The sequence below is a fragment of the Bradyrhizobium sp. Pha-3 genome, from assembly GCF_042258325.1.
Taxonomy (GTDB): domain Bacteria; phylum Pseudomonadota; class Alphaproteobacteria; order Rhizobiales; family Xanthobacteraceae; genus Bradyrhizobium; species Bradyrhizobium elkanii.
In genome coordinates this window covers 4,556,653-4,578,731 of the sequence record NZ_CP170151.1, presented here as the reverse complement: position 1 = coordinate 4,578,731, position 22,079 = coordinate 4,556,653, and the positions used below count along the sequence as shown (strand labels likewise).

The window sequence follows — 22,079 nt, the reverse complement described above, 5'->3', positions numbered from 1 at the left end:
GTCAGGCTCCAGCCTTGCGCGCCCGCGGCTCGACCCGCGATCCCTCCGACAACAGCAGCTGGCCGTCGACAACGACGCTTTCATCGCCCGCCAATCCGTCCGAGATCACCGAGCTGCCCTGGAAGGTGCGATCGACCTTGACGGGTTGGACCTTGGCGACGCCGTCCCTGACGACGAAGACGAAATTGCCGTTTTGGCTACGCTGCACAGCGACCGTCGGCACCACGACCGCGTCTTCGCTGCGGATGATCAGCTTGGTCTGCACGATGGTGCCGGGCCACAGCGTCTCGCTCTCGTTGTTCATGATGCCGCGCACGGTCACCATGCCGGTGGTCGCGTCGACGGCGTTCTCGACCATCGCGACCTTGCCGCGCTCGGAACGCTGGTGGCCGGGAATGGTCGCGATCACCCTTGAATCGCCCTTGCCCATCGCGTCGCGCAGATCGACCAGCGCCCGCTGCGGGATCGCGAAGGTGACATAGACCGGCGCCATCTGGTTGATGACCGCGAGCGGCTGGGTGTCGGCGGGGCGGACGAAGTTGCCGACCTTGACGTTGGCGGCGCTGATCCGTCCCGCGAATGGTGCGCGGATGACGGTGTAGCTCTTCTGGACGCGGAGGTTTTCCAGCGCGAACCGGTCCGCCTTGATGGTGCCGATCAGGACGTCGGACTGGGTCTTTGCGTTGTCGAGGTTGACCTGGGTGGTCGCGCCCTTGCCGACCAGTTCGGTGTAGCGGCGGAGGTCGCGCTGCGCGCCCTCGAGCTGGGCCTGGTCGCGGGCCAGGACGCCCTCGGCCTGCTCGATCTGCGCGTCGATCTGCCGCGCGTCGAGCGTGAACAGCAGGTCGCCTTCATTGACCCTGGCGCCGTCCTCGAAATGCACCGAGACGATGGTGGTCTCGAGCCGCGACTTCAGCGCCACGCTGGAGATCGGCGTGACCTGTCCAATGGCATCGACATCGACCGGAACCGATTTGCGTTCCGCCTTGGCGAGATCCACGGACACCACGCGTGGCCGCGGGGTCCCTTGCGCGGTGGCGGCGCCGCCACCCATCCATGAAGTGCGGGTCATGTAAGCCGCCCCGGCCGCAATGCCGAGAACAGCGACAGTCAGAACCAAATTGCGTTTTTTCATAAGTTTTGCACGTGCGCCGCCGGCTTCCCTTGAAGGCCGGTGCGCGTCGTCACTCCCCCGTCGGCAATTGTTGCGCCTTGTTTCCGGAGAGAGTTAGCACAGGCGGACCGCCCATGGTATGCCACCTAAGTGAAATAGTGCGGCTTCAATCCGGTCATTTGCATGCGCATCGCTACGTGGAACGTCAACTCGGTCCGGCAACGGATCGACCTTCTGGTCAGCTGGCTGAAGGAGTGTTCCCCCGACATCGTCTGTCTGCAGGAGATCAAATGCGTCGACGATGCGTTTCCCCGCCTCGAGGTCGAGGCCCTCGGGTACAATGTCGTCACGCACGGCCAGAAGACCTTCAACGGCGTCGCGCTGCTCTCCAAGCTGCCATTCGACGAGACCAAATCCGGCCTCGCCGGCGACGACGAGGATGCCCACGCCCGTTTCCTCGAAGGCGTCGTCACGCTGAAGCAGGGCGTGATCCGGGTCGCGTGCCTCTATTTGCCCAATGGCAACCCCGCCAATACCGACAAATATCCGTACAAGCTCAAGTGGATGTCGCGGCTTCTCGAGTATTCGAAGGAGCGGCTGAAGACCGAGGAGCCGTTGATCCTGGCCGGCGACTTCAACGTGATTCCGGCAGCCCGCGACGTCTACAATCCCGCCGCTTGGGCCGACGACGCCCTGTTCCGCCCCGCCACCCGCGAGGCCTTCCAGTCGCTGCTCGGCCTCGGCCTGACCGACGCGCTGCGGGCGGTCAATGACGAGCCCGGCCAGTACACCTTCTGGGACTACCAGGCCGGCGCCTGGCAGAAGAATTGGGGCCTGCGCATCGACCATCTGTTGATGTCGCCGCAGGCGAGCGACCGGCTGATCGACGTCGGCATCGACAGCTATGTCCGCGCCTGGGAGAAGCCGTCCGACCACGTCCCGGTCTGGGCCGATCTCGATTTCGAGACCACCTGACCCGCCGGCCGGGAGATCAATCCCGGCGGCCCTGCACCCAGTGCTCGAGCATCTGCAGCGCCATCGCGCGGTCGTCCTCGGACGCCTTGGCGATCGCCCGGTTGTAGCTTTCCTTGATCCAGGCCTCGTCCGGCGTCGCGCTGTCGCGCGCCAGCGTCAGCCACATCAGGCCGCGCGCCCGCTGCGGCGGCAGGCGGTCGCCGTTGAACAGCATCTGGCCAAGCAGCGCCTGCGCCTGATGCTGGCCCTTCTGGGCGGCGAGCCCGAGCCAGCGCGCGCCGTAGCGGAAGTCGTCCCGCGAGGCGTCCGGCGTCTTCAGGTACAGCCGGGCAAGATCGTACTGGGCGTCGGCGTTGCCGAAATAGGACGCGGCATAGGAGAACATTTCCCGCGCCCGTTCGGTGTCCGCCTTCACCTTGGAATTGGGAATGCCGCTCAGATAGTAGCGGCCGAGCGCGACGAAGGCGTTGGCCACGATCGAGGCCTGCGGCGCCGAAGGCGAATCCTCGGCATGCGCATTGGCGATCCGGCTGAAATACTCGAAGGCGCGCATGTCGTCCTGGATGACGCCGTCGCCCTCGGCGTACATCTTGCCGAGCTTCCACTGCGCGACGGGGTGACCGCCCTCGGCCTGATACTGCAATGAGCTGAACGACGAGGTTGGCGAGGTCGCCGCAGGCGCCACCGGAGTCGCGGCCCGTTTCAGCGCGCCGGCTGTCCCCGGCTGCGGGGAAACCACAGGAAGAACCGTATCTTGTGGGTTGACCGGAGCGCCGTCGAATCCGAATCCGGAGCCCGCCACCGGGATGGCCCCTAACGCAAACGCCAATATCGTACGCCTAAACGTCCGCATAACACTGTTTCTCGTACGCGCCACCCGGATGGGTGACTGCGCCATCCACCGCCGGCCCCACTTGCTCGGCGTACTTCCACAGCGCACCAGATGTATGGTTCGTCGCGCGAGGGGCCCATTTGGTCTTACGATTTGCGAGTTCGGCGTCGCTCAAATTTACGTTAAGGGTGCCGGCGACCGCATCGATCTCGATGATGTCGCCGTCTTGCAACAACCCGATCGGCCCGCCGACGGCCGCTTCGGGTCCAATATGTCCGATGCAGAAGCCACGGGTGGCGCCGGAGAACCGGCCATCGGTGATCAGGGCAATCTTGCCGCCCATCCCCTGCCCGGTCAGCGCCGCCGTGGTCGCCAGCATCTCCCGCATGCCGGGACCGCCCTTCGGCCCCTCGTAGCGGATCACGATAACCTCGCCTTCCCTGCAGGTGCGCTTCTGCACCGCCTCGAAGGCGTCTTCCTCGCGGTCGAAGCACCGGGCCGGACCGGTAAACCTCAGGTTGGACATTCCCGCGACCTTCACGATCGCACCCTCCGGAGCGAGATTACCCTTCAGCCCGACAACGCCACCTGTCACGGTGATCGGATTGTCGGCGGGCCGCACCACATCCTGGTGCGGATTCCATTTCACGCTTTTGAGGTTTTCGGCGATCGTTCGGCCAGTGACGGTCAGGCAATTCCCGTGCAGGTGGCCATTGTCGAGCAGCGTCTTCATCAGCAGCGGAATGCCACCTACTTCAAACATGTCTTTGGCAACATAACGGCCGCCCGGCTTCAAATCCGCGACGTAAGGAGTCTTTTTGAAGATTTCGGCGACGTCGAACAAATTGAATTTAATGCCGCACTCATGGGCGATCGCCGGCAGGTGCAGCGCAGCATTGGTCGAACCACCTGAGGCTGCAACCACGGCCGCAGCATTTTCAAGGGCTTCGCGGGTGACGATATCGCGGGGTCGGATGTTTTTCTCGATCAGCTCCATCACCTTCTCGCCGGCGGCGGAGCAGAAGGAGTCGCGGATCTCGTAAGGCGCCGGGGCCCCGGCCGAATACGGGAGAGCGAGGCCGATCGCCTCGGAGACGGTCGCCATGGTGTTGGCGGTGAACTGGGCGCCGCAGGCGCCGGCCGACGGGCACGCCACCCGCTCGATCTCGTCGAGGTCCTCGTCCGACATGGCGCCGACCGAGTGCTTGCCGACCGCCTCGAACATGTCCTGGACGGTCACCGGCTGGCCGCGGAAGTTGCCGGGCAGGATCGAGCCGCCATAGATGAAGATGGACGGCACGTTGAGGCGGACCATCGCCATCATCATGCCCGGCAGCGACTTGTCGCAGCCGGCGAGCCCGACCAGCGCGTCATAGGAGTGACCGCGGACCGTCAGCTCGACCGAATCGGCGATGCATTCACGCGACGGCAGCGACGAGCGCATGCCGTCATGGCCCATCGCGATGCCGTCGGTGACCGTGATGGTGCAGAACTCGCGCGGCGTGCCGCCGGCCGAGGCCACACCCTTCTTCACCGCCTGCGCCTGGCGCATCAGCGAAATGTTGCAGGGAGCGGCTTCATTCCAACATGAAGCAACGCCGACAAAGGGTTGATGAATCTGGGCTGTCGTCAGCCCCATCGCATAGAGATAGGACCGGTGCGGTGCGCGCTCGGGGCCCTCCGTCACGTGACGGCTGGGCAGCCTGCCCTTGATGTTCGTCTTGACGTCCATCGCGACCCTGTTCCCGGCGCTCTTTCCTGCGTCAACGCCGGAACCCGAAAAAATGTCCCACCGTCGGATTCAGCTACGTGAATATCCTTTCATGTCGGGGTGTGGCTAAAAAGCGGCGCGACTACGGACCGGGTGCTTTTAAGGTTAAATGTTCAAGCACCGTTGCCGCGCCGCAACAATCGTGGCCGCCGCGCAACCATGTATTACCAGTCCTTATGGGAACCTGACGCGGGCCTGACCACATAGCCGATAGATTGCCGCCTTGTGATGGAGCTCGCTTGAGTAGCGGGATTGAAGGACAGCCGCTGCTCGCGGATTCAACTGTCAAACAGCGTATTCGGTGTCGTCACCCCGCGCATGTGGGTGATCCAGTATTCCAGAGGCGTCTGTGCTTGTGCCGAGGAGCCGCGGCGTACTGGACGCCCGCGTGTGCGGCATGACGCCGGGAGAATGAGGGTACACGACTCTCTACCGATGTCGTCCCTGCGAAAGCAGGGACCCATACGCCGCGGCGGGTGTTGAGAACGGGACTCGTCGTATCAGCATCGCGCAACAATCGGCATTTGTGGTTATGGGTCCCTGCTTTCGCAGGGACGACACTGAATGTGTTGCGCGGCCAGAGGGTCACACATCCGCATTCTCGCGACATGATTTGTCCGAGCTTTGCTCTTCGTTCCGCCCTGTCTTGAACAGAGGGCGCAGGGAAAGCCGGGTGCCGATCGCACCCATGGGCCCCGAGCAAAAGGTAGAAAGCTCGGGGGTAGGACCACAGGTGTAACCGGAGCAATCCGGCTTTCCCTGCGCGATGGGTTACGGCTTATACGTGCTCTCCCCGGCGAGACTGGGCTTTTTTGTCACCGCCTTCGCAACACGCTTCGCGTCTTACGAGAGGACACCTGCCGCTAGGGCGTCAGGACCACACGGCTTTGCCGCAAGCATAAAGAAATGCTGGCTTTTCAATGCTTTAGCAAAATAGAGCGGCCTGCTCGGAAGGATCAGGCCCCGAATAGGCCCCGGCTCAGTTTTCCAAGGCTTGAGCGGCGCTGATACCCGCTGAGCGGCGCTGCGCTGATCTTGAACACCCACGTCCTGTTCTCCGCTGGCAACTTCTTGGAAGCGTTGCGCGCATCTTCGCAGCTGATCTGACGGACGCGCGCGGCATTGAAATGCAAGCTGCTCGCTCTCGCGCTCAAATATTTTTTTCAAAATTGACTCAGCGCGTCTCAAGTCGGCTCAGCACGTCTCAGCCTAAAAACCCTGCAATTTACAGTGCTCAGCCTCGGCGGCATGCTCGCGTCGATCTCGACCAATTTCATGGAGGTTGCGAGATGCGGCTGCCTGAAGAGCTTCGTCAACGCCACTACTACACGGTCGATGTTGCTGGAGCCATGATCGGCTGGAGCCGTGCTTCGAGCTTCCGCAGAGCACATGCAGGCGACTTTCCGCTTGTGCGGGACGGTCGGTTTTTGCTGGTGCCGAAGCAAAAATGGGACCGCATCGTCAGGCGCATCATGCGCGAAGAGCGACCGCTGAATTTCGGTCTCGCTGCTGAACCAGAAAAAAGCCTCGGAGGATGACCTCCGAGGCTTGAACATTTTCCGACCGGGCAAGGTCGTCATCACTACAGCACCGACGATATAGCCCGATCCGAGCCGCCCCGCCAGAGGGTGCATAAGGAACCGGGCCATGATCGACGCCAGCTCCATTTCAGTACAGAGCACCGCTCTGGCATTTGCGAGGCACGGCCATGCCGTGCTGCCGCTGACGTGGCCAATCAGAGTCAACGGGCGCGCGGTCTGTAGCTGCCGGAAAGCGGCTGACTGCATTTCAGGCGCGAAGCATCCGCTGGGGCGGCTAGTGCCGAATGGGCTTCTTAGTGCCTCGACCGATCCGGCTGTGATCCGGAGATGGTTTGCCGACGAACCGCAGGCCAATCTCGGCGTCGTCACCAACCGCCTGGTGGTGCTGGACGTTGATCCGCGTCACGACGGGGACAGCTCACTTGCCGCGCTGGAACACGCCCATAACTTCCCGCCGACTTGGCGGGTGATGACCGGCGGCGGCGGCGAGCATGTGATCTTCAAATGTCCCGAAGGCGTCGAGATCGCCTCAAGCCAGGCGCGAGACAATCCGCTGCTCGGTCCCGGCATCGATATCAGGGCGCGCGATGGCTACATCGTCGCACCACCGTCCCGGCATCTGACGGCCAACCGCTATGCGTGGTCTGTTGACCACCATCCCGCCGAGATTCCGCTCGCAGAATTGCCGGTGTGGCTCGCGAAGAGGCTTGCATCGCCGCCGCGCCAGATTGATCCGCCGCGTCTGCCGCAGCCGTACCAGAACTGGCTCAAGCTGACCCGCGAGCCGGTTACCGAATATGCAGACCTCGCCTGTGCCCGCTTCGGTGGGTATCTGGTGCGCCATCTCGATCCTGCCGTCGCGCTCGACGTTCTGTTCTGGTGGAACGAGCACGTTTGCCGGCCACCGCTAGAGGCCTCCGAGGTCCACCGCATCTGGCGGCGCATCGTCCACCGCCACGCTGAACGCATCATGGCCAAGGAGGCCCACGATGCATGACACCGAAAATGATCTCGAAGTCATCCGCCGCGCGCGGGGCGGCAAGGCCAATCGTACGTGGGTCGGCAAGACGATGGGGACGAAAAGCGACATCGCCAGCAACCTCGGCAACGCGCTGCTGGCCCTGCGAGAGGATCAGGCGTTCCGCGATGCGTTCGCCTTCAATGAAATGCTATGCGTGCCGGTCCTGCTTCGCCCGCTGTTCAAGGCGGAGCCTGATTTCGCCGTTCGTCCGGTGAGCGATGCCGACATCGCTGCCATTCAGGAATATCTGCAGTGGCAGGGGCTGCGCCGGATCGGGCGGGAGATCGTGCAACAGGCGGTCGAGACGCGCGCAAGCGAATGCCCGTTTCACCCGATTCGCGACTACCTCAACGGACTGCGCTGGGACAATGAGGCGCGCCTGGAACAGTGGCTGACCACCTACTTAGGCGCAGAAGATTCCGAATACGTCAGGGGCATCGGGCAGATGTTTATGATCAGTCTGGTCGCCCGAATCTTCGCGCCGGGATGCCAAGCTGATCACATGCTGGTGCTGGAGGGTGAACAAGGCATTCTGAAATCAACCGCCTGCCGCATCCTCGCGGGCGACTGGTTCTCCGACAATCTGCCAGAAATCACCGCTGGCAAAGATGTTAGCCAGCATCTGCGCGGCAAATGGCTGATCGAGGTCGCCGAACTTCATGCCATGAACAAGGCCGAAGCCTCCCTGCTCAAGAGTTTCATCAGCCGCATGGTCGAGCGGTTCCGCCCGCCCTATGGCCGGATGGAGGTGATCGAACCTCGACAGTGCATCTTTGTGGGAACCACCAACAAGGATGCCTATCTACGCGACGAGACCGGAGGCAGGCGCTTCTGGCCGATCAAGACCGTCAGCATCAAGATCGCGGCGCTGAAGCGCGACCGCGATCAGTTGTTCGCCGAGGCGGTTACGCTCTACCGCAAGGGCACGGCGTGGTGGCCGACCGCTGAATTTGAGCGCGAGCATGCGCGAGCCGAACAGGCTGAGCGCTATGAGGCGGATGTCTGGGAAGGGCCGGTTGCCGAGTATCTCGGTACAGTCAGGCGGATCACGGTCCTGCAAATCGCCAAGTGCGCTCTCGACTTTAAAAAGATCGACAAGCTGGGCACCGCAGATGCGCGTCGGATCGCCGCGATCATGACCGGCTTGGGCTGGCGGCGCGCCAAGAAGCGCGGCATCGGAGGCCAACGTTTATGGGAGCGCGGATGAAACGCTTTCGGGACGCACAGGACGCATTGGGACACATTTCCCTACGTAGGCCCAATAAGGGGTTCCCCGCGTGGGGGTATATAGCCAGTGCGTCCCAGTGCGTCTTGTGCGTCCCGAAGACTTCTACGCACCCCCCGCGCGACATCCTACTCACTCCACGGCGACAGCAACCAGCCCGAGGAGTGTTTCGCAAGGTGCTTCGCGAGGTGACCGACTGATGAAAAAGCGCACTCCACCATCAGATCGCCAGGCGAAAAAGCAACGGGCTTATCGTCGGCGATTGGCGAGGCACCAGATCGTCGCGCCGGTCGTAGTCGACGAACGGATCATCGGCCTTCTGATCAAAATGCGGTGGTTGGCTGAAAGTGACGCCTGCAAGCACGAGCAGATAGGCGAGGCCATTCGCCGCCTGATAGGCGAAGCGGCAGAACATTCAGGCTCAATATGAAGGGAGAAAAGCCATGATCAACGAAAAGAGGCAAGCATGGTTGGCGAGCCGCGAAGAGGCTGGGAGGATGATCGATGTCGAGACCTGTAAAATCACATGGTGGTGGGCCAAGATAGCCGATCCCTATGGAACTGATCCCGATTCCGACGACTGTATCGGGCGGGTTACCTTCGTTAAGTCCGCTGAAAGCAATGGTTGGGTTTCCGTATACGATCTGCCCGAGGACAAGGTCCGCGCGCTCTACGAACGCATCGAACGCGGAGAGGAACAAGACGAGGAGTTTCCTTGGGTTTAGCAACCCCGTTACCGGTAACGCTCGGCTCTCGCGGAACGTGGCAGGCTAGGACCAAATCAGAACCGGTCTGCCATGAGCCAACCAATTCCTCTGCGACCAGATTACCGCGAGGCGCAACGTCTCGAAAGCTGTGCCTGGCACCGCGCCGTCGCCGCCTCCGCGCTCGCCACCCTGCGGCATTCCGATCCGGCCAATGTGCTCAAGGCCGCATGGCCAAATGATGATAGGGCCGCGCTGATCCTGCGGGCGGCCCAGAGCCCGACTAGCACCGATGACTTCCCGGCATTCGACAAGACTGGATTGTTCCAGAGCCTCGCGCCGTCCAGCGCGGCCTTGCAGCTGTTTGAGCGCGGGCTCCAGCTGGACTTGGCCGGCATCACCACCATTCGCATCCCAAACTTCGCTACGCTTCCACCCGCAGCTATCTTTGTCGGAGAAGGAAAGCCAGCACCCAACGTCCACTGGACCTTTGACACCACTGTGCTCGGCCCTGCGAGAAAGGTTTTGATCCTCGCAGCCGTTACGGGCGATCTTGAGGCCGCTACTCCAGCGAGTGCGAGCGCTCTCGTTGGGCGCGTTCTCGCTGACAGCTCCAACAAGTCCATCGACGCCGTCGCGTTCGGCAACGCCGCAGCCGATGAGGACCAGCCTGCTGGTCTGCTGCATGGCGTGGCTCCTACCACGGCAGCTGCCGCTGGGCCCGACGCTATGGCTGAAGACCTCGGTGCTTTGATCGGCGCAATCGGAGCGTCGGGCATCGATCCTTCAGGAGCCGTATTCGTCTGCTCGCCGCGCGAAGCAACGATCATCAAGATCAAGGTTGGTCCCAAGTTCGATTATCCGGTTCTTTCAACGCTGGGACTGCCGACAAAGGCCGTTGCCTGCTTTGCGCCGACTGCGGTTGCGTCAGGTTATCAGGGCGCGCCCCAGATCGAAACCAGCAAGTCAGCAACCATCCATCTCGAAGATGGCAGTCCAGCCGATATAGTTAGTTTGGGTGGCGTGCTGGCTGCGCCGACCGAGAGCATTTTTCAAACCCACCTCATCTCGATCCGTGTGCGTGCCCGCGCGGCGTGGGCTGTCACGCCGGGAGGCGCGCAGGTCATCAACAACGTCAACTGGTGAGTATCATGAGCGACAGAAACCGAGAGCCCGACTGGTCCGCCTGGAATCGCTGGTGCGATTCACGGATCGACCGCAAACGCAGCTTTGATCGGGAGGTACTCGTCGAATTGGTTGCCGACCTAAAGGGTATGATCGAAGATCAGGATGAGAAGTTGAAGGCGCAGACCGAGAAAATCCACAATCTCGAACTCAAGCTGGCGGAATTGGTGGGCGCGAACGACCTCCGATCAGCCGAGGACCGCCATATCAGCGTCCAGCTGGCAGAACACCAGATCGCAATTGCCGAACTGCGCCACATGATAAGGGCCGAACAGGCGAAGGTGATCGACTTGCCGGAGGTACTGCAGCGGGGCGGATTGAATTAAGCCTCGCGGCCCTCACGCGATATACCCCCGCACATCCGAAACGACCTTGGCATCAATCTCCCCAAAAGGCCCGGTCCAGCGCCCAAACCGCCCCAAAGTACCATTTGGAAGCCATGGCGAGCCGCCGCAGTAGCCAAGCTCGTTACGTAATCTTTTGCCATTTAAGGCTACGAATTTGGTTCCGCAGGGCTGACCTGCGCCAATTTTGGGCTATATCTTATTCATGCCAAGCGTAAATCCCGACATTCTGAAATGGGCGCGCGAGACAGCCGGCCTCTCTATCGAGGATGCAGCAGCAAAACTCGATATTGGTGAGGCGCGCGGTGTGACCGGCGAAGACCGGCTCGCCGCGTATGAGTCGGGAGAATACGAGCCGTCGCGTCCACTCTTGGTCCGTATGGCCAAGCAATATCGTCGTCCGTTGCTCACATTTTATATGTCAGAGCCTCCCAAGGTGGGAGAACGGGGCGAGGATTTCCGAACGCTTCCGCCGGAGCACTCTTCAGCGCAGGACGCCTTGGTCGATGCTCTAATTCGCGATGTTCGCGCGCGCCAGCAGATTGTTCGTGCGGCGCTGGAGGATCAAGACGAAGCTGTTCGGCTTCCATTTGTCGCGTCGATGACAATGCGCCAAGGCGTCGAGGCTGTTCTCCAGTCGATCAAAGAGACGTTAGACCTTGATCTTGAGCGGTATCGCGGAACGAACCGGCAATCCGGTGGGTTCGCCTACCTACGTGAGAGAGCCGAAAAGGCCGGTATTTATGTTTTGCTTATCGGAAATCTTGGCAGCCATCACACTAATCTAGACGTTGAGACATTTCGCGGCTTTGCGCTGGCTGATGACATTGCTCCCTTCATCGTCATTAATGACCAAGATGCCGTAACGGCATGGGCGTTCACGTTGCTTCACGAACTCTGCCATGTCTGGCTTGGTGCGAGCGGAGTCAGCGGCGCAACAGCCGGAACAGCCGTTGAACAATTTTGCAACGATGTGGCCGGTCGATTTTTTCTGCCCGCGTCGGAGATAAACAGACTGGCTGACTTGCGCGGTGCATCCTTCGACACTGTCATTGCGCGCATAAACGATTTCGCGGAGCAGCGGCATATTAGCCGGTCAATGGTTGCCTACAAGCTGTTAAGGGAAGGAATTATTGAACGTGATCTTTGGAGTAGGTTGACTGCACTCTATCGCAATCAATGGAAAGCGTCTCGCGCCACCGAACGAGAGAGGAATCGTGAGCGCGAGGGTGGCCCGAATTATTATGTCGTGAGACGGCACCGTCTCGGCGAGGCTCTGGTCACCTTTGCCGGTCGAATGATGACGGAAAGAACAATGTCGCCCTCTAAGGCGGCCAAAGTTCTCGGCGTCAAACCTACCAATGTCTACAGCATCGTCGGCGCTGCGAGAGGACCGGCTAACTTAAAGTCGGTGCAGGGGTAACAATTGTTACATTTGCTCGACGCCAACATCCTCATAACGGCAAATCGGCTCTATTATCCATTGGATCGCGTTCCCGAGTTTTGGGAATGGCTTGTTTATCAAGGCTCCGAAGGTAAGCTGAAAATGCCGTTGGAGATGGTTGAGGAAATTCGCGAGGGTACAGACGATCTAGCCGATTGGCTGTCAGATCGCGACAATTTGGATGCGTTGTGTTTGGATGAAGCGGCAGACGTTGCCCTCGTTCGACGAGTCGTCGACGAAGGATATGCCGCTGACTTGACCGATCAAGAGGTTGAAATCATTGGGCGTGATCCATTCCTAATCTCTTATGGATTAAAATCGCGAAATGATCGCTGCGTCGTGACCAATGAAATCTCTAAGCCAGGCAAGCAGCGGGCTAACAGGAAGGTACCTGACGTTTGCAATCAAATGCAGGTGGGCTGGATGGACAGCTTCGGGCTGATAAGAGCTTTGGATTTCTCGACTTCTTGGCGAGCAGCCGCCGGGGTCTGACAACGAAGCTCCTTCCGGTGCCGTGCTCCCACAAGAATAAACTTGTGATCTTGCGGGCGGCAGAATTGACAATCCCAGTTGGTCTATTGCCTTGGTTGCAATGCCCTCCGGCTGGAAATCTCGCCCTATGCGTAAACCCGATGCTGACTTGCTGGCTTTCTCGATCTTGGTGCTTAGCTGCGCCCTAGTCGCATGGACTGGCATCGCGGGGCCGTTTTTCGCCGACAGCGTCTGGATTGGCCTTGAAAAATGGCAAACACTTCTGGCCGCTCTCTTAGCGTTAGCGGCAGCCTATTTTGCTGCTGCGCCTGTGTATCGACAGCTAAGGGAGCAACGGCGACAATCGGCGGCGGCGGCAGTTACTATGATTACCAGGTCTGCCGAAACACTCGAAGCCGAGCGCGATCGGATTAGGAAGGCAGCTGACGACTTCTACCACTTTCCCGGTCTTCTCTTTGATTATGACAATAGATCATGGGAAGACATCTATTCCTCGTGGCCGGATGCGGCGTTCGGTCAAATGGAGATTTGCGATGCGGCGCTGCGTGACATGCAGCGATACAGTAATCGCCATCCAGAGCCGTCGCCGACCCAGCAGGCCAGACTTGATGCAATTGCCACTCTGCAATCAGTCCGATCGGGCCTCGTCGACTTGGTTACAATTATGCGGCAAAGCACTTCAGGATTAGACTATGAGGAGGGGGACGTAGATATCCCCGACGACGAGCACGATCAACGCCGCAATTTAATGGATACTAGTCTGGAAAAATGGAAGGCCGCAGCGGCTCGTCTTGATCATTCTTTATCGGGAGACATTACCGACGTATGGCGTCGAATACGTCAACTTGAACGTATTGCCATGGGTTTTACGCAGTAAGAGGGAGAAGTCTCCATCGCAACGGAACGAATTAATGCCTAAACGTGACGCGCTTCGTGAATTGAGCCGCAGATTACCGGCGCCGCGCGAGGTCGAAAAAATATTCGATGGATTGCAGAATAAGGATGATTTGCATACTGGCATCGTCGCTGTTTCCATTGTCGAGGCAACTCTTGAGAAGTTGATCGTGACGCGCCTCAAGAGGACAGACAAAGAATTTCTAAATCGCCTGTTTCAAAACATGGGGCCGTTGAGCGATTTCAACTCGAAAATTTTGACTGGCGAGGCATTCGGCATCCTAACCCGCCCACTTGCAGACGAACTTCATGTTATGCGTGCCATACGGAACGCTTTCGCGCATGCCAAGATGCTTATCTCATTCTCTGACGAGCCGATTTCGCAAGAGGTCAGCCGCCTCAAACTGACCCGCTCAATCCAAGGAACAAATGGAACTTTTCCCAATGGCACTCCGCTGAATTTGCCGGCAAAGGCAAACTTTCTTCTCGCTATACGTATTGTCTTAATTATCATGGATGAGATCGGGAAGAAAAAGAGTACGGCTGACAAGGTCATTGCTCGGGCGCTCAAGCAACCAAGATAAGAACTACCAACCTCCCTCGGATGAGCCGCTATGCAGCGGCCTTGTCTTCTTTGTCGACACCACGCATCACGATCTTGAGCGCATCATCCGGCAAAGGCCGCTGCAACGCCTTCGCCTCGTCCCACGGCGCGCGCATCCATACATCGCGTTCCTCATCGGTCGTCAGGATCACCGGCATGGCCTTGGGATGGATCGGCTCGACCACGGCGTTCGGCGTCGTTGTCAGAAAGCCGTAAACGAGGTGCGGCCCCGGGATCGGCTTCGACTTGGTGCCCCGGTCGCCCTTGATTTCGGTCCAGATACCCGCGAAGGCCAGCAGCGGTCGTTCGTCGCTCATCGCGAACCAGACCACATCCTTTTTCTTGGTCTCCGGATTGGGCTCGGGGGCGTATTCGGCGAAGCTGTTAAAGGGGACTAGGCAGCGGTTCTCCGGCCTCAGCCACATCCGCCAGTGCGGAGAGCTGGTGTTGCGAATATTGGTCACCGGCGGCCCGCCAGCGCGCGGTGGTGGCGGCATGCCCCAGCGCATCATCGTCAGCTCGCGCTCGTCACCGGCATTGCGGATCACCGGCGCCGGATAATCCGGGAATACGCCAGGCATCGGCGGCAGGTTGCCCACGTAACGGTTCACGACACTAAAGAGCGCGCGGATGGCTTCTTGGTTCGTGGTGATCGAATAGAGATTGCACATTGTCCCTAATCCCGCTCGCCCGGCCACCACGTTGACGCCGGATCGTTTGCGGAAATCTTCGTCGCCCGCAGCGCGATCAGATGGCTCCGCTTGTACGGTCGCCCTTGAAGCCGCGAGCAATCCTTGCACCGCATGTAGCGCTCCAGCTCATGGATCGGCGTAGCCTTCGGTCGGCGGACTATGTTTAGCGGCACGGTTTGATGCGTGCTGCAGCCCAGACATTTGACTTCAAGGTAGAGGTAGCCGGCGTTGAGAGCATCACCCAATGCAGGAGAAGGCTGCGCCGGTCCCTGAAAGCCGAGCATCCGCTTGTTCCAGGCCTCGCAGGCTAAGCGGTCGGCTGTCTTGCGCGCCTCCGCAGCCTGTTCCGCCGCAGCCCGAACTGACGCGCCGTAGATGGATTCTCGTGACTTGGTGCCCATCGCACATCAAAGCGGGTCGCGGAGCGCAACGCAAATTGCACTAGGGCTGGTAGTGGCGATTGCCGGAACCCCGGCGCATTGTGGCATGAGCGAATGGCGCAACTACCGGATGGCAAAAGGGCCGCATTCCTGCGGCCCTCCGCCAGCCCAAATTTGTTCGGGATGAAAACACCACGCTGGCCGGAGCAAGTTTATCGCGCCCAGCAGAATTGAGGATTCCGTAGAATCACGGTGTTACGAGGCTGGAAATCGTTCGGGAAAAATCTGCAAACCATTGGTGGTGGCCAGAGCGATCACGTCCCCTGATTGTTCGAGATGTTGGGGAAGTAAGTAAAATGCTCGCCATTGCCCCCAAGGTGCGGCGGGCGTTTGTGATTTTCCCGAGTGCCAAAGCGTATCGAGATGCCGGGGTTCATTAAACCCCAGCTCGCCACCCTGAGAACCAAAGCGCCCCAGGGCGATCAATGGCTCCATGAAATCAAGTATGACGGCTATCGCATTCAGGTCCATCTCAACCGGGGACGGAAGAAAGTCTTTACCCGCAACGGACTGGATTGGACCAAGCGCTTCACGGAGATCGCCGGCGCTCTAGCCATTCCGGGCGAAGCCATCATCGATGGGGAGGTGGTGGTCGTCCATGAAGGACGCACCAACTTCTCGGAACTGCAGGCAGAGCTGGCTGCGGGCAGGCAGGGCCGCCTGATCTACTACGCCTTCGACCTTCTCTGGCGGAATGGCGACCTCCGCAAGCTGCCGCAGATCGAGCGCAAGCAACTGTTGCTGGACCTGCTCGGCGAAAACGATGTCGAGCTGCCCGTGCTGTTTTCCGAACATCTCATCGGCGACGGTCAGCAGATGTTCGAGCATGCCGCCAAGCTGAATTGGGAGGGCATCATATCCAAGCGAGCCGACGCCCCGTATCGGTCGGAGCGAAATGAGAACTGGCTGAAGATCAAGACCGTGCAGAAAGGCAAATTCCCTGTCGTCGGCTTTGTCAAAGACCCGAGTGGTGTCGCCGCACTCTATCTCGGCAAGCAGGAAGGCAAAGAGCTAGTCTACATGGGCAAGGTTGGCACGGGCTGGTCCCGCACCGTCTCAAGCCAGATCAGAAAGCAGCTCGATACCGTGGTCAGCCCGAAGTCAAAGCTGACCAGACCTATCAGAAAACCGAAAGCAACATGGGTCGAGCCAAAGTTCTATGCCGATGTTGAGTACCGCGACGTCACGTCGGAAGGCTTGCTGCGGGCGAGTTCGTTCAAGGGGCTGGGCAAGGGATCGGGCCGTACCTGAATCCAGCAGTTGCTGGGTGCTCACCCGCGCTGGCCTCTCAAACGCGATTGATCGAAATCAACGATTGGACCAAAAGGTGCGCACTAATGACGCCGGCTCTCTTGCCGGAGGGATCGATGCGAATGCCGCCGATCAACTGGGAATTAGTTTTCTGGATTATATGCGGAGCCGGTTTCGTGTTGGCGTTCTGGCAATACGATCGGATGATTAGCAGCTACGCAGAGTGACGCGAGCCATGGATCGATCCGACTTATCGCATTTGATCGTAACCGTCCGAGAGGAAGTGATCGAAACTCTCGATCCGGATCAGGCCAAGACGCGGATATTCCATATCGGTCACGATGTAGAGCGCGACGGTGAGGGTTCCTGCAAAGAGCAGCATGTGTATCCAACTGTGTCCGGCGCTTGCGGCCATCCCGAACCCGGCGAGTAACGAGCAACCAAGGCCAAGGCCGAACAGCATGAAGTAGATGATCTGCGGCGGGTGCTTCTCGGCGGCACCTGCGCGCAGGCGTGCGACCTCAAAAAGGCTATTCAGAGCTGGAAGCGATAACGCGCAGGCAGGACGGTAGTTCGGTTGCGGGCATGCCGCCACCGCCGCGTCCCATAACTGGTTCTTGAGTTCGAGCACATTTTTTTCCTGCTGGTCCGAGAAATCTTCCGCCCGCTGGAGCAGCAAGAAATCATGGGCCATGCGATATAGATCGATTCGGGCGCGGACGTATTCTTTGAGGCCGGTCTGAAGCCTGAGCGCATCGTCCCCGCCGAAAAGGCTTAATCTGTCATATGCGGTGGTGGCCGCCGTCGCTTCCTGAATGACTAATTGTCGGCGATCATCGAAGCGTTGCAGTGCACCCGAGATGGTGAATGCCAGCAATAGACCCATCAAACCGAAAATTGCGCCCTCAACGGTCGCTAAGCCTCCAATGCCTTCGCTACCGTTTCGCTTGCGATGTCGCTGACCGAGCTGTTGACCCAAATGCAGCAAGAGGAGTGAGCCGATAAAAAATAAGGCGGCAATAGCCGCAGCAAACAACATGAAAATCATTCTTGATCTCAATCACAGAAACGCCCCCGCACACGCCGCTCACTCTGGCCGCCAACAAGCAGAACGGGGCAGATCACTCGGGCTTTGGCGAGGTAAGTCAGCGCCAGCGATGAGTAAGATGCTGCTGTCCGGGAAAGGTTGCTATTTGTACGGCTACGACCGTTAGCCCGCAGGCTGATCGCGCGGACGGTTCCGAGCGCGAGGCACCACCCCAATATTGGACACGTGGATCGATCCCTGCAGCCTTTGCGGCCCGCATTCACCAACGACTGCCCATGGCGGGAGCAGACAGTGTGGCTGCCTCAACACGGTAATTATGTTCCGCCTGCTTATGTTGAAGAGCGTGCAGACGCGCCGTCAGCTGATCGACAGTATCGATCAAGGGGAAAGCAGCGGCGGCGTAGCGGACTCGTTTGAGGAGCCTCCAAGCCTTAAGCGAGTCCGCTGGCGCAGGTGCCCCAGCAGACCCTCTGCGAGACCCGCTGGTGTTAGAGCCGCTCGGCCTTCCTGAGTGGCTCTATCAGCTCCTGGGCTGCGAATGGCTTTTTCAGAAAGGCGATGCACCCGGAGGCCAGCGCTGCCTTTTGAACGTCCAGGCTGTCGTTCCCGGTCATGTAGATAACCGGCACCGAAACGCCGTCAGCCTTGAGACGATACCTTAGCTCGATACCCGACCCATCCTTCAGGTTGATGTCGAGGATTAGGCAAACCGCGCCGTCAAAATCAGTGTGGCTCTGGAAGGCTTCCGCAGACGAAAACAGGATGGGTTCGTAGGCATTATGCCGAAGCAGCCGCTCAACGCCCTTCAACATTCCCGGATCATCATCAACGACCAATACGCGGTTCCGATGTAAGCGAAACCAGTTCCACTAAGGATCGAACCTGCATCTTAGTCATCACGCCGTGACGGTGCGCCTTCATGGTGCGCTCGGTCGCACCCAAGGCATCGGCCATCTGCTTGTTGGTTTTGCCGCGAATGACAAGTTCAAAGACTTGCCGTTCGCGCGGCGTTAACGTTGCAAGACGGGAGAGAATTTGGGCGCGAGTTTGCTTCAGGTTAAGCATCGCCTTGTGATGTGCGATGGCTCGTTCGACGGCTGGAAGAAGCTGATCCGATGATACAGGCTTGATCAGGAAATCCTCTCCACCGGCCTTCATGGTCTTCACGGTGGTCGCAACGTCAGTGTAACCGGAGAGGAATATGATGGGCAGCGTCGAACCGAGTTCTGACTAGCGCTGTTGCAGCTCTGGCCCGCTCATTCCGGGCAGCCGCACGTCGAGAAGGATGCAACTCGGTACGTCGTCGCTCGGCAAGCGATCCAGGAAGTGCTGGGCCGAAGGATAGGTGGAGACCTCATATCTGAATTGCTTCAATAGGCCTTCAATTGCTTTGCGGAAGTTCGCATTGTCTTCGACAATATGCACAAACTTCGGACCAACCCTCACCTCCACCGACTTCGTCCTCCCACCCACCACCCACTACAATAGGATGATGCTCTACATGCCACTGCCGGTGTGAGGGTCAACCCGCGATCAGGGAGGGGCGAGGTCTGAAAAACAGGACCCTGCGCCCACCGGAATAGATTGTCTCACCCACAAGGGTGAACCCAAAGCCGTTGGTCGTGATGCTTGCACGAAAGGTTCCACCAAGCGGAGCGACGGAACTTTCAAGTTGGCGCGCAGTGCGAATGATCGTAGTGAGTGAGCACGACTGGCTCTCTGTGAGCATTTTGCCGCGGAGAGAGTCGCTGATGCCTTCGAGCAGCTCGCCGCTGTATGGTTACCGGCCACCTCAAAATAACTCACCAGCGGCTGCGCGATGGGCTGAGCTTGTTCAGGGGCCGGGGGGCGGATCGCTCAATAGGCACTATAGCGTCTCCGAGCGCTGGCGGCGCTCCCATTTTAGCGCCCGCAGTTCGCGCTTTTTGCCCAGAAAAATTATTCTGCGGAACCCCTCGTTTCCTAGCTTCAAACCGAGCAGACTTGCCGACAACCCGCCCGGAGGCAGTCCAATGCCCAACCCACCAGTGCCGTTTCCGCTGAAAGTGCTCCGTGGCAACCCTGGCAAGCGGCCAATGAAGCCCGAGCCACAGCCCGAGATCGCCGCTGATGTGCCTGATCCGCCGCCCTTCATCACCGGCTATGCCGCCGATGAATGGTGGATTACCGCACCCGAACTGCATCGCCTTGGTCTTCTGACCAAGGTCGATGTCCCAGCTCTCGCTGCCTACTGCCACGCTTTCGGCCAATGGCGGATGGCGGCTGAAGCGCTAGGGAAGATGCAAGCAAACGATCCGACCATGAACGCGATGATTATCAAAACCAAGTATGGTGACGCCGCAATGAATCCGCTGGTTAGTGTCGCCCGCAAGCACGCCAGCGATGTGATCCGCTACGCTGCCGAGTTCGGCCTGACGCCGGTTGCCCGCACGAGGCTGGCAGGTGGTTACGCGCCGCCATCGTCCGGAAAATTCGACGGGCTGCTGCGTTAACTGGTCGGCGTTGCGGAATGCAAACTACAGTTTATGGGCGGTAGTCAAGAAGCCGTCCTGGGCAACCTTTCCTCTAGCCGCTCCCTAACCCAGTTCTGCAGATGGATTATTGCGACAGGATGAGCGTACGTCCAACTGTGCAGCAGTCCATCGAGCCCAATCGAACTGGCGGTCCAATCTATGTGCCCCAAAGAATGCTTTCCAAATGGAAGCGGCTCAATGGCTACTTCGACCAAGAAGCCCGTAGATAACAGCGTCCACCCAAACGCCCATGAGGTGAGCGCCTGCACTGCAAAAATGATAAGCGCCGCCAATATGCACAAGGAGATAAAGATTGCGACGACAAAGGAGACAACGGCATACCCAATTGCGGTGATGTGAGTAATCATCCTTATAGCGTCGAGTTTCTCGAAGAGGAGTCCATCAGGCGACAAAAAAAATCCTAGGGTCCAGACTCAATTGAGCCAATATGCGACGAGAGCGGCGAGATGAACAGCGGCCAAAAAATTACGGGCGAGCTTGTCATATCGCGTGGCGATGCGCCGGAAGTCCTTGAGCCTGCAAAAGCAGCGTTCGATGACATTTCGTCCTTTGTAGGCGCGTTTGTTGAAGCGATGGATGACGACACGGTTAGATTTATTGGGGATTACGGGCTTGGCGCCACGACGAATGATTTCGCCGCGAAGCTTGTCGCCATCATACCCTTTGTCGGCGAGGAGCACGCTCATGGGTGGCGCGAGCGCCAGGACATCGGGAGCCGCAGCGATATCGGCATCCTGGCCTGGAGTCAGATGCAGGACGACCGGCCGGCAGAGCGGATCGCTCAGCGCATGGATTTTTGTCGTGCGGCCTCCGCGCGAGCGGCCGATTGCTTGATTGTGCTCCCCCCTTTTCCGCCGGAGGCACACCGGTGAGCTTTAATCGAGGTCGAGTCGAGCGACAGTACGACGCCGTCTTCGCCAGGCTTGGCCAGCGCTTCGAAGATTGCGCACCATCGTCCTCGCTTGGCCCAGCGATTGAAGCGATTGTAGATCGTCGTGTAAGGGCCGTATTCACGTGGACAATCACGCCATCGTGCACCCGATTGCAGCATGTGAATGATGCCGCTGACGATGCGTCGGTCGTCGTCCCGATCCGGCCCCGTCAGTCCCCTCGGCAGATGCGGTTCGATACGCGCCCATTGCCTGTCGTTCAGCCAAAACAAACCAGCGCGCATTCTCTCGCCCCCGAATCAACACGTAGGCAAGAGAATCACGTGGCGCTATTTAGGTACAGACCCTAGTCCTATGGCCAAAGCGGAAGTGGAAGTGATCACGTCGGAGCGGCGACGGCGGCATTGGTCGCGGGCTGACAAGGAGCGCATCGTCGCTGCAGCGTTGCAGCCGGGTGCGACGATCCTGGGCGTGGCGCGCGCGTTTGGTGTGCATTCCAGCCAGGTGTTCCGCTGGCGCCAGCAGCTGTGCGGCGAGGAGACTGCCGTGCCCGGCTTCGCCGCTGTGACGATTGCAGCCGATCCCGATCTTCACGCAGCGGCAGCTCCGCCTCAGGGGCTGATCGAAGTCGAGATCGGGACTGAGACCAAGATCCGGATCAGCGGCGCGGCGGATGCCGCGACGGTGACGGCGGTGATCACGGCGCTCCGGGCGGGTTCGCGATGACGATCCCGATCCCCTCCGGCACACAGGTCTGGCTGGCGAGCGGCCATACCGACATGCGCAAGGGCTTCGACGGCCTGGCGCTGCTGGTCCAGGAGACCTTGAAGCGCGATCCGCATGGCGGCCATCTGTTCGTGTTCCGCGGCCGCAGCGGCGGGCTGATCAAGGTGCTGTGGCACGACGGCCAGGGCATGTGCCTGTTCGCCAAGCGGCTGGAGCGCGGCCGCTTCATCTGGCCACAGGCTGTGGACGGAGCCGTGACGATCACGCCGGCCCAGCTCGGCTATCTGCTCGAAGGCATCGACTGGCGGCATCCGCAGCGGACGTGGCGCCCGGAAGCTGTTGGTTGAGCGCT

Annotated in this window: 28 protein-coding genes; 16 read left to right on the top strand and 12 right to left on the bottom strand. The window is 59.7% G+C overall.

The window, feature by feature from the left end; all coding sequences use genetic code 11:
• Nucleotide 1: 1 nt before the first annotated feature.
• On the bottom strand, nucleotides 2-1,135 hold the full coding sequence (locus tag ACE10X_RS21345; RefSeq protein ID WP_038388502.1) for an efflux RND transporter periplasmic adaptor subunit: 1,134 nt from the start codon (nucleotides 1,133-1,135) through the stop codon (nucleotides 2-4).
• 162 nt (nucleotides 1,136-1,297) lie between these two features.
• Here ACE10X_RS21345 and xth point away from each other — a divergent pair, with 162 nt between their 5' ends.
• The gene (xth, locus tag ACE10X_RS21340; protein ID WP_038388504.1) at nucleotides 1,298-2,089 is read left to right on the top strand and encodes an exodeoxyribonuclease III; all 792 of its coding nucleotides are present in this window, start codon (nucleotides 1,298-1,300) and stop codon (nucleotides 2,087-2,089) included.
• Between the two features lie 16 nt (nucleotides 2,090-2,105).
• On the opposite strand, the gene ACE10X_RS21335 is transcribed toward xth, so the two are convergent.
• The 3 genes from ACE10X_RS21335 to ACE10X_RS21325 form a co-directional block, all read right to left on the bottom strand.
• A complete protein-coding gene (locus ACE10X_RS21335) occupies nucleotides 2,106-2,942 on the bottom strand; it encodes a tetratricopeptide repeat protein (RefSeq protein ID WP_038388505.1) in 837 nt (278 codons plus the stop codon).
• Nucleotides 2,929-4,653, bottom strand: a complete 1,725-nt coding sequence (ilvD, locus tag ACE10X_RS21330; RefSeq protein WP_038388506.1) for a dihydroxy-acid dehydratase — start codon at nucleotides 4,651-4,653, stop codon at nucleotides 2,929-2,931. The genes ACE10X_RS21335 and ilvD overlap by 14 nt, the downstream gene beginning before the upstream one ends.
• Before the next feature lie 882 nt (nucleotides 4,654-5,535).
• Nucleotides 5,536-5,859 carry a hypothetical protein gene (locus tag ACE10X_RS21325; protein WP_375764554.1) on the bottom strand — a complete coding sequence of 108 codons (324 nt, stop codon included), beginning with the start codon at nucleotides 5,857-5,859 and terminating at the stop codon, nucleotides 5,536-5,538.
• Between the two features lie 122 nt (nucleotides 5,860-5,981).
• On the opposite strand from ACE10X_RS21325, the gene ACE10X_RS21320 reads away from it, so the two are divergent.
• The 3 genes from ACE10X_RS21320 to ACE10X_RS21310 all read left to right on the top strand — a co-directional run bounded on the left by ACE10X_RS21320 (nucleotide 5,982) and on the right by ACE10X_RS21310 (nucleotide 8,461).
• Nucleotides 5,982-6,230, top strand: a complete 249-nt coding sequence (locus tag ACE10X_RS21320) for a hypothetical protein (protein ID WP_375764553.1) — start codon at nucleotides 5,982-5,984, stop codon at nucleotides 6,228-6,230.
• A gap of 109 nt (nucleotides 6,231-6,339) precedes the next feature.
• Complete coding sequence (locus ACE10X_RS21315) at nucleotides 6,340-7,230, top strand: bifunctional DNA primase/polymerase (RefSeq protein WP_375764552.1); 891 nt, start codon at nucleotides 6,340-6,342, stop codon at nucleotides 7,228-7,230.
• Nucleotides 7,223-8,461 carry a VapE domain-containing protein gene (locus tag ACE10X_RS21310; protein WP_375764551.1) on the top strand — a complete coding sequence of 413 codons (1,239 nt, stop codon included), beginning with the start codon at nucleotides 7,223-7,225 and terminating at the stop codon, nucleotides 8,459-8,461. Before ACE10X_RS21315 ends, ACE10X_RS21310 begins: the two co-directional genes overlap by 8 nt.
• A gap of 238 nt (nucleotides 8,462-8,699) precedes the next feature.
• On the opposite strand, the gene ACE10X_RS21305 is transcribed toward ACE10X_RS21310, so the two are convergent.
• Nucleotides 8,700-8,894 carry a hypothetical protein gene (locus tag ACE10X_RS21305; protein ID WP_375764550.1) on the bottom strand — a complete coding sequence of 65 codons (195 nt, stop codon included), beginning with the start codon at nucleotides 8,892-8,894 and terminating at the stop codon, nucleotides 8,700-8,702.
• A 28-nt stretch (nucleotides 8,895-8,922) separates the two neighbouring features.
• Between ACE10X_RS21305 and ACE10X_RS21300 the strand changes: the two genes are divergently transcribed.
• The 7 genes from ACE10X_RS21300 (at nucleotide 8,923) to ACE10X_RS21270 (ending at nucleotide 14,126) form a co-directional block, all read left to right on the top strand.
• Complete coding sequence (locus ACE10X_RS21300) at nucleotides 8,923-9,204, top strand: hypothetical protein (protein WP_375764549.1); 282 nt, start codon at nucleotides 8,923-8,925, stop codon at nucleotides 9,202-9,204.
• Nucleotides 9,205-9,276: 72 nt separating this feature from the next.
• Entirely contained in the window at nucleotides 9,277-10,329 is a 1,053-nt protein-coding gene (locus ACE10X_RS21295) for a hypothetical protein (RefSeq protein WP_375764548.1), read from the top strand.
• A 5-nt stretch (nucleotides 10,330-10,334) separates the two neighbouring features.
• A complete protein-coding gene (locus ACE10X_RS21290; protein ID WP_375764547.1) occupies nucleotides 10,335-10,694 on the top strand; it encodes a hypothetical protein in 360 nt (119 codons plus the stop codon).
• Nucleotides 10,695-10,917: 223 nt separating this feature from the next.
• Nucleotides 10,918-12,135, top strand: a complete 1,218-nt coding sequence (locus tag ACE10X_RS21285) for an ImmA/IrrE family metallo-endopeptidase (RefSeq protein WP_375764546.1) — start codon at nucleotides 10,918-10,920, stop codon at nucleotides 12,133-12,135.
• Nucleotides 12,136-12,147: 12 nt separating this feature from the next.
• The gene (locus ACE10X_RS21280) at nucleotides 12,148-12,648 is read left to right on the top strand and encodes a DUF4411 family protein (protein WP_375764545.1); all 501 of its coding nucleotides are present in this window, start codon (nucleotides 12,148-12,150) and stop codon (nucleotides 12,646-12,648) included.
• Between the two features lie 127 nt (nucleotides 12,649-12,775).
• Nucleotides 12,776-13,525 carry a hypothetical protein gene (locus tag ACE10X_RS21275; RefSeq protein ID WP_375764544.1) on the top strand — a complete coding sequence of 250 codons (750 nt, stop codon included), beginning with the start codon at nucleotides 12,776-12,778 and terminating at the stop codon, nucleotides 13,523-13,525.
• Nucleotides 13,526-13,559: 34 nt separating this feature from the next.
• Nucleotides 13,560-14,126 (top strand): hypothetical protein, encoded by a 567-nt coding sequence (locus ACE10X_RS21270; RefSeq protein WP_375764543.1) that lies wholly within the window; start codon nucleotides 13,560-13,562, stop codon nucleotides 14,124-14,126.
• Between the two features lie 28 nt (nucleotides 14,127-14,154).
• Here ACE10X_RS21270 and ACE10X_RS21265 read toward each other — a convergent pair whose 3' ends face one another.
• Both ACE10X_RS21265 and ACE10X_RS21260 read right to left on the bottom strand, forming a co-directional pair.
• Nucleotides 14,155-14,817 carry an SOS response-associated peptidase gene (locus ACE10X_RS21265; RefSeq protein ID WP_375764542.1) on the bottom strand — a complete coding sequence of 221 codons (663 nt, stop codon included), beginning with the start codon at nucleotides 14,815-14,817 and terminating at the stop codon, nucleotides 14,155-14,157.
• Between the two features lie 5 nt (nucleotides 14,818-14,822).
• Nucleotides 14,823-15,239: a hypothetical protein gene (locus ACE10X_RS21260; protein WP_375764541.1), complete on the bottom strand. Its 417-nt coding sequence runs from the start codon at nucleotides 15,237-15,239 to the stop codon at nucleotides 14,823-14,825.
• Between the two features lie 384 nt (nucleotides 15,240-15,623).
• Here ACE10X_RS21260 and ligD point away from each other — a divergent pair, with 384 nt between their 5' ends.
• Nucleotides 15,624-16,529, top strand: a complete 906-nt coding sequence (gene ligD / locus ACE10X_RS21255) for a non-homologous end-joining DNA ligase (protein WP_375764540.1) — start codon at nucleotides 15,624-15,626, stop codon at nucleotides 16,527-16,529.
• A 250-nt stretch (nucleotides 16,530-16,779) separates the two neighbouring features.
• On the opposite strand, the gene ACE10X_RS21250 is transcribed toward ligD, so the two are convergent.
• The 4 genes from ACE10X_RS21250 to ACE10X_RS21235 form a co-directional block, all read right to left on the bottom strand.
• Nucleotides 16,780-17,577: a hypothetical protein gene (locus tag ACE10X_RS21250; RefSeq protein ID WP_375764539.1), complete on the bottom strand. Its 798-nt coding sequence runs from the start codon at nucleotides 17,575-17,577 to the stop codon at nucleotides 16,780-16,782.
• Between the two features lie 488 nt (nucleotides 17,578-18,065).
• Complete coding sequence (locus ACE10X_RS21245) at nucleotides 18,066-18,413, bottom strand: response regulator transcription factor (protein ID WP_375764538.1); 348 nt, start codon at nucleotides 18,411-18,413, stop codon at nucleotides 18,066-18,068.
• A complete protein-coding gene (locus ACE10X_RS21240) occupies nucleotides 18,403-18,735 on the bottom strand; it encodes a response regulator transcription factor (RefSeq protein ID WP_375764595.1) in 333 nt (110 codons plus the stop codon). Before ACE10X_RS21240 ends, ACE10X_RS21245 begins: the two co-directional genes overlap by 11 nt.
• Nucleotides 18,736-18,807: 72 nt before the next feature.
• Complete coding sequence (locus ACE10X_RS21235; protein ID WP_375764537.1) at nucleotides 18,808-19,029, bottom strand: response regulator; 222 nt, start codon at nucleotides 19,027-19,029, stop codon at nucleotides 18,808-18,810.
• 560 nt (nucleotides 19,030-19,589) lie between these two features.
• Between ACE10X_RS21235 and ACE10X_RS21230 the strand changes: the two genes are divergently transcribed.
• Nucleotides 19,590-20,069 carry a phage terminase small subunit P27 family gene (locus tag ACE10X_RS21230; protein WP_375764536.1) on the top strand — a complete coding sequence of 160 codons (480 nt, stop codon included), beginning with the start codon at nucleotides 19,590-19,592 and terminating at the stop codon, nucleotides 20,067-20,069.
• Nucleotides 20,070-20,288: 219 nt separating this feature from the next.
• Complete coding sequence (locus ACE10X_RS21225) at nucleotides 20,289-20,450, top strand: hypothetical protein (RefSeq protein WP_375764535.1); 162 nt, start codon at nucleotides 20,289-20,291, stop codon at nucleotides 20,448-20,450.
• A gap of 74 nt (nucleotides 20,451-20,524) precedes the next feature.
• Here ACE10X_RS21225 and ACE10X_RS21220 read toward each other — a convergent pair.
• Nucleotides 20,525-21,285 (bottom strand): IS5 family transposase gene (locus tag ACE10X_RS21220; protein ID WP_110115998.1). Its coding sequence is split into 2 segments (ribosomal slippage): nucleotides 20,525-20,946 and nucleotides 20,946-21,285, totalling 762 coding nucleotides; the frame shifts between segments, so codons are not numbered across the junction.
• A gap of 70 nt (nucleotides 21,286-21,355) precedes the next feature.
• On the opposite strand from ACE10X_RS21220, the gene ACE10X_RS21215 reads away from it, so the two are divergent.
• Nucleotides 21,356-21,727 (top strand): transposase, encoded by a 372-nt coding sequence (locus tag ACE10X_RS21215; RefSeq protein ID WP_039187448.1) that lies wholly within the window; start codon nucleotides 21,356-21,358, stop codon nucleotides 21,725-21,727.
• A complete protein-coding gene (gene tnpB / locus ACE10X_RS21210) occupies nucleotides 21,724-22,074 on the top strand; it encodes an IS66 family insertion sequence element accessory protein TnpB (RefSeq protein ID WP_075969263.1) in 351 nt (116 codons plus the stop codon). The genes ACE10X_RS21215 and tnpB overlap by 4 nt, the downstream gene beginning before the upstream one ends.
• The last annotated feature ends 5 nt before the right edge of the window (nucleotides 22,075-22,079 follow it).

Bases quoted from the DNA above. Each gene is read 5' to 3' on its own strand.
- tnpB (WP_075969263.1), top strand. From the start codon at position 21,724: ATGACGATCCCGATCCCCTCCGGCACACAGGTCTGGCTGGCGAGCGGC.
- ACE10X_RS21295 (WP_375764548.1), top strand. From the start codon at position 9,277: ATGAGCCAACCAATTCCTCTGCGACCAGATTACCGCGAGGCGCAACGT.
- ACE10X_RS21305 (WP_375764550.1), bottom strand. From the start codon at position 8,894: ATGTTCTGCCGCTTCGCCTATCAGGCGGCGAATGGCCTCGCCTATCTG.
- xth (WP_038388504.1), top strand. From the start codon at position 1,298: ATGCGCATCGCTACGTGGAACGTCAACTCGGTCCGGCAACGGATCGAC.
- ACE10X_RS21290 (WP_375764547.1), top strand. From the start codon at position 10,335: ATGAGCGACAGAAACCGAGAGCCCGACTGGTCCGCCTGGAATCGCTGG.
- ACE10X_RS21315 (WP_375764552.1), top strand. From the start codon at position 6,340: ATGATCGACGCCAGCTCCATTTCAGTACAGAGCACCGCTCTGGCATTT.
- ACE10X_RS21345 (WP_038388502.1), bottom strand. From the start codon at position 1,135: ATGAAAAAACGCAATTTGGTTCTGACTGTCGCTGTTCTCGGCATTGCG.
- ilvD (WP_038388506.1), bottom strand. From the start codon at position 4,653: ATGGACGTCAAGACGAACATCAAGGGCAGGCTGCCCAGCCGTCACGTG.
- ACE10X_RS21230 (WP_375764536.1), top strand. From the start codon at position 19,590: ATGCCCAACCCACCAGTGCCGTTTCCGCTGAAAGTGCTCCGTGGCAAC.
- ACE10X_RS21310 (WP_375764551.1), top strand. From the start codon at position 7,223: ATGCATGACACCGAAAATGATCTCGAAGTCATCCGCCGCGCGCGGGGC.
- ACE10X_RS21215 (WP_039187448.1), top strand. From the start codon at position 21,356: ATGGCCAAAGCGGAAGTGGAAGTGATCACGTCGGAGCGGCGACGGCGG.
- ACE10X_RS21335 (WP_038388505.1), bottom strand. From the start codon at position 2,942: ATGCGGACGTTTAGGCGTACGATATTGGCGTTTGCGTTAGGGGCCATC.
- ACE10X_RS21265 (WP_375764542.1), bottom strand. From the start codon at position 14,817: ATGTGCAATCTCTATTCGATCACCACGAACCAAGAAGCCATCCGCGCG.
- ACE10X_RS21275 (WP_375764544.1), top strand. From the start codon at position 12,776: ATGCGTAAACCCGATGCTGACTTGCTGGCTTTCTCGATCTTGGTGCTT.
- ACE10X_RS21300 (WP_375764549.1), top strand. From the start codon at position 8,923: ATGATCAACGAAAAGAGGCAAGCATGGTTGGCGAGCCGCGAAGAGGCT.
- ACE10X_RS21270 (WP_375764543.1), top strand. From the start codon at position 13,560: ATGCCTAAACGTGACGCGCTTCGTGAATTGAGCCGCAGATTACCGGCG.
- ACE10X_RS21260 (WP_375764541.1), bottom strand. From the start codon at position 15,239: ATGGGCACCAAGTCACGAGAATCCATCTACGGCGCGTCAGTTCGGGCT.
- ACE10X_RS21225 (WP_375764535.1), top strand. From the start codon at position 20,289: ATGGCTACTTCGACCAAGAAGCCCGTAGATAACAGCGTCCACCCAAAC.
- ACE10X_RS21285 (WP_375764546.1), top strand. From the start codon at position 10,918: ATGCCAAGCGTAAATCCCGACATTCTGAAATGGGCGCGCGAGACAGCC.
- ACE10X_RS21320 (WP_375764553.1), top strand. From the start codon at position 5,982: ATGCGGCTGCCTGAAGAGCTTCGTCAACGCCACTACTACACGGTCGAT.
- ACE10X_RS21240 (WP_375764595.1), bottom strand. From the start codon at position 18,735: ATGAAGGCCGGTGGAGAGGATTTCCTGATCAAGCCTGTATCATCGGAT.
- ACE10X_RS21250 (WP_375764539.1), bottom strand. From the start codon at position 17,577: ATGATTTTCATGTTGTTTGCTGCGGCTATTGCCGCCTTATTTTTTATC.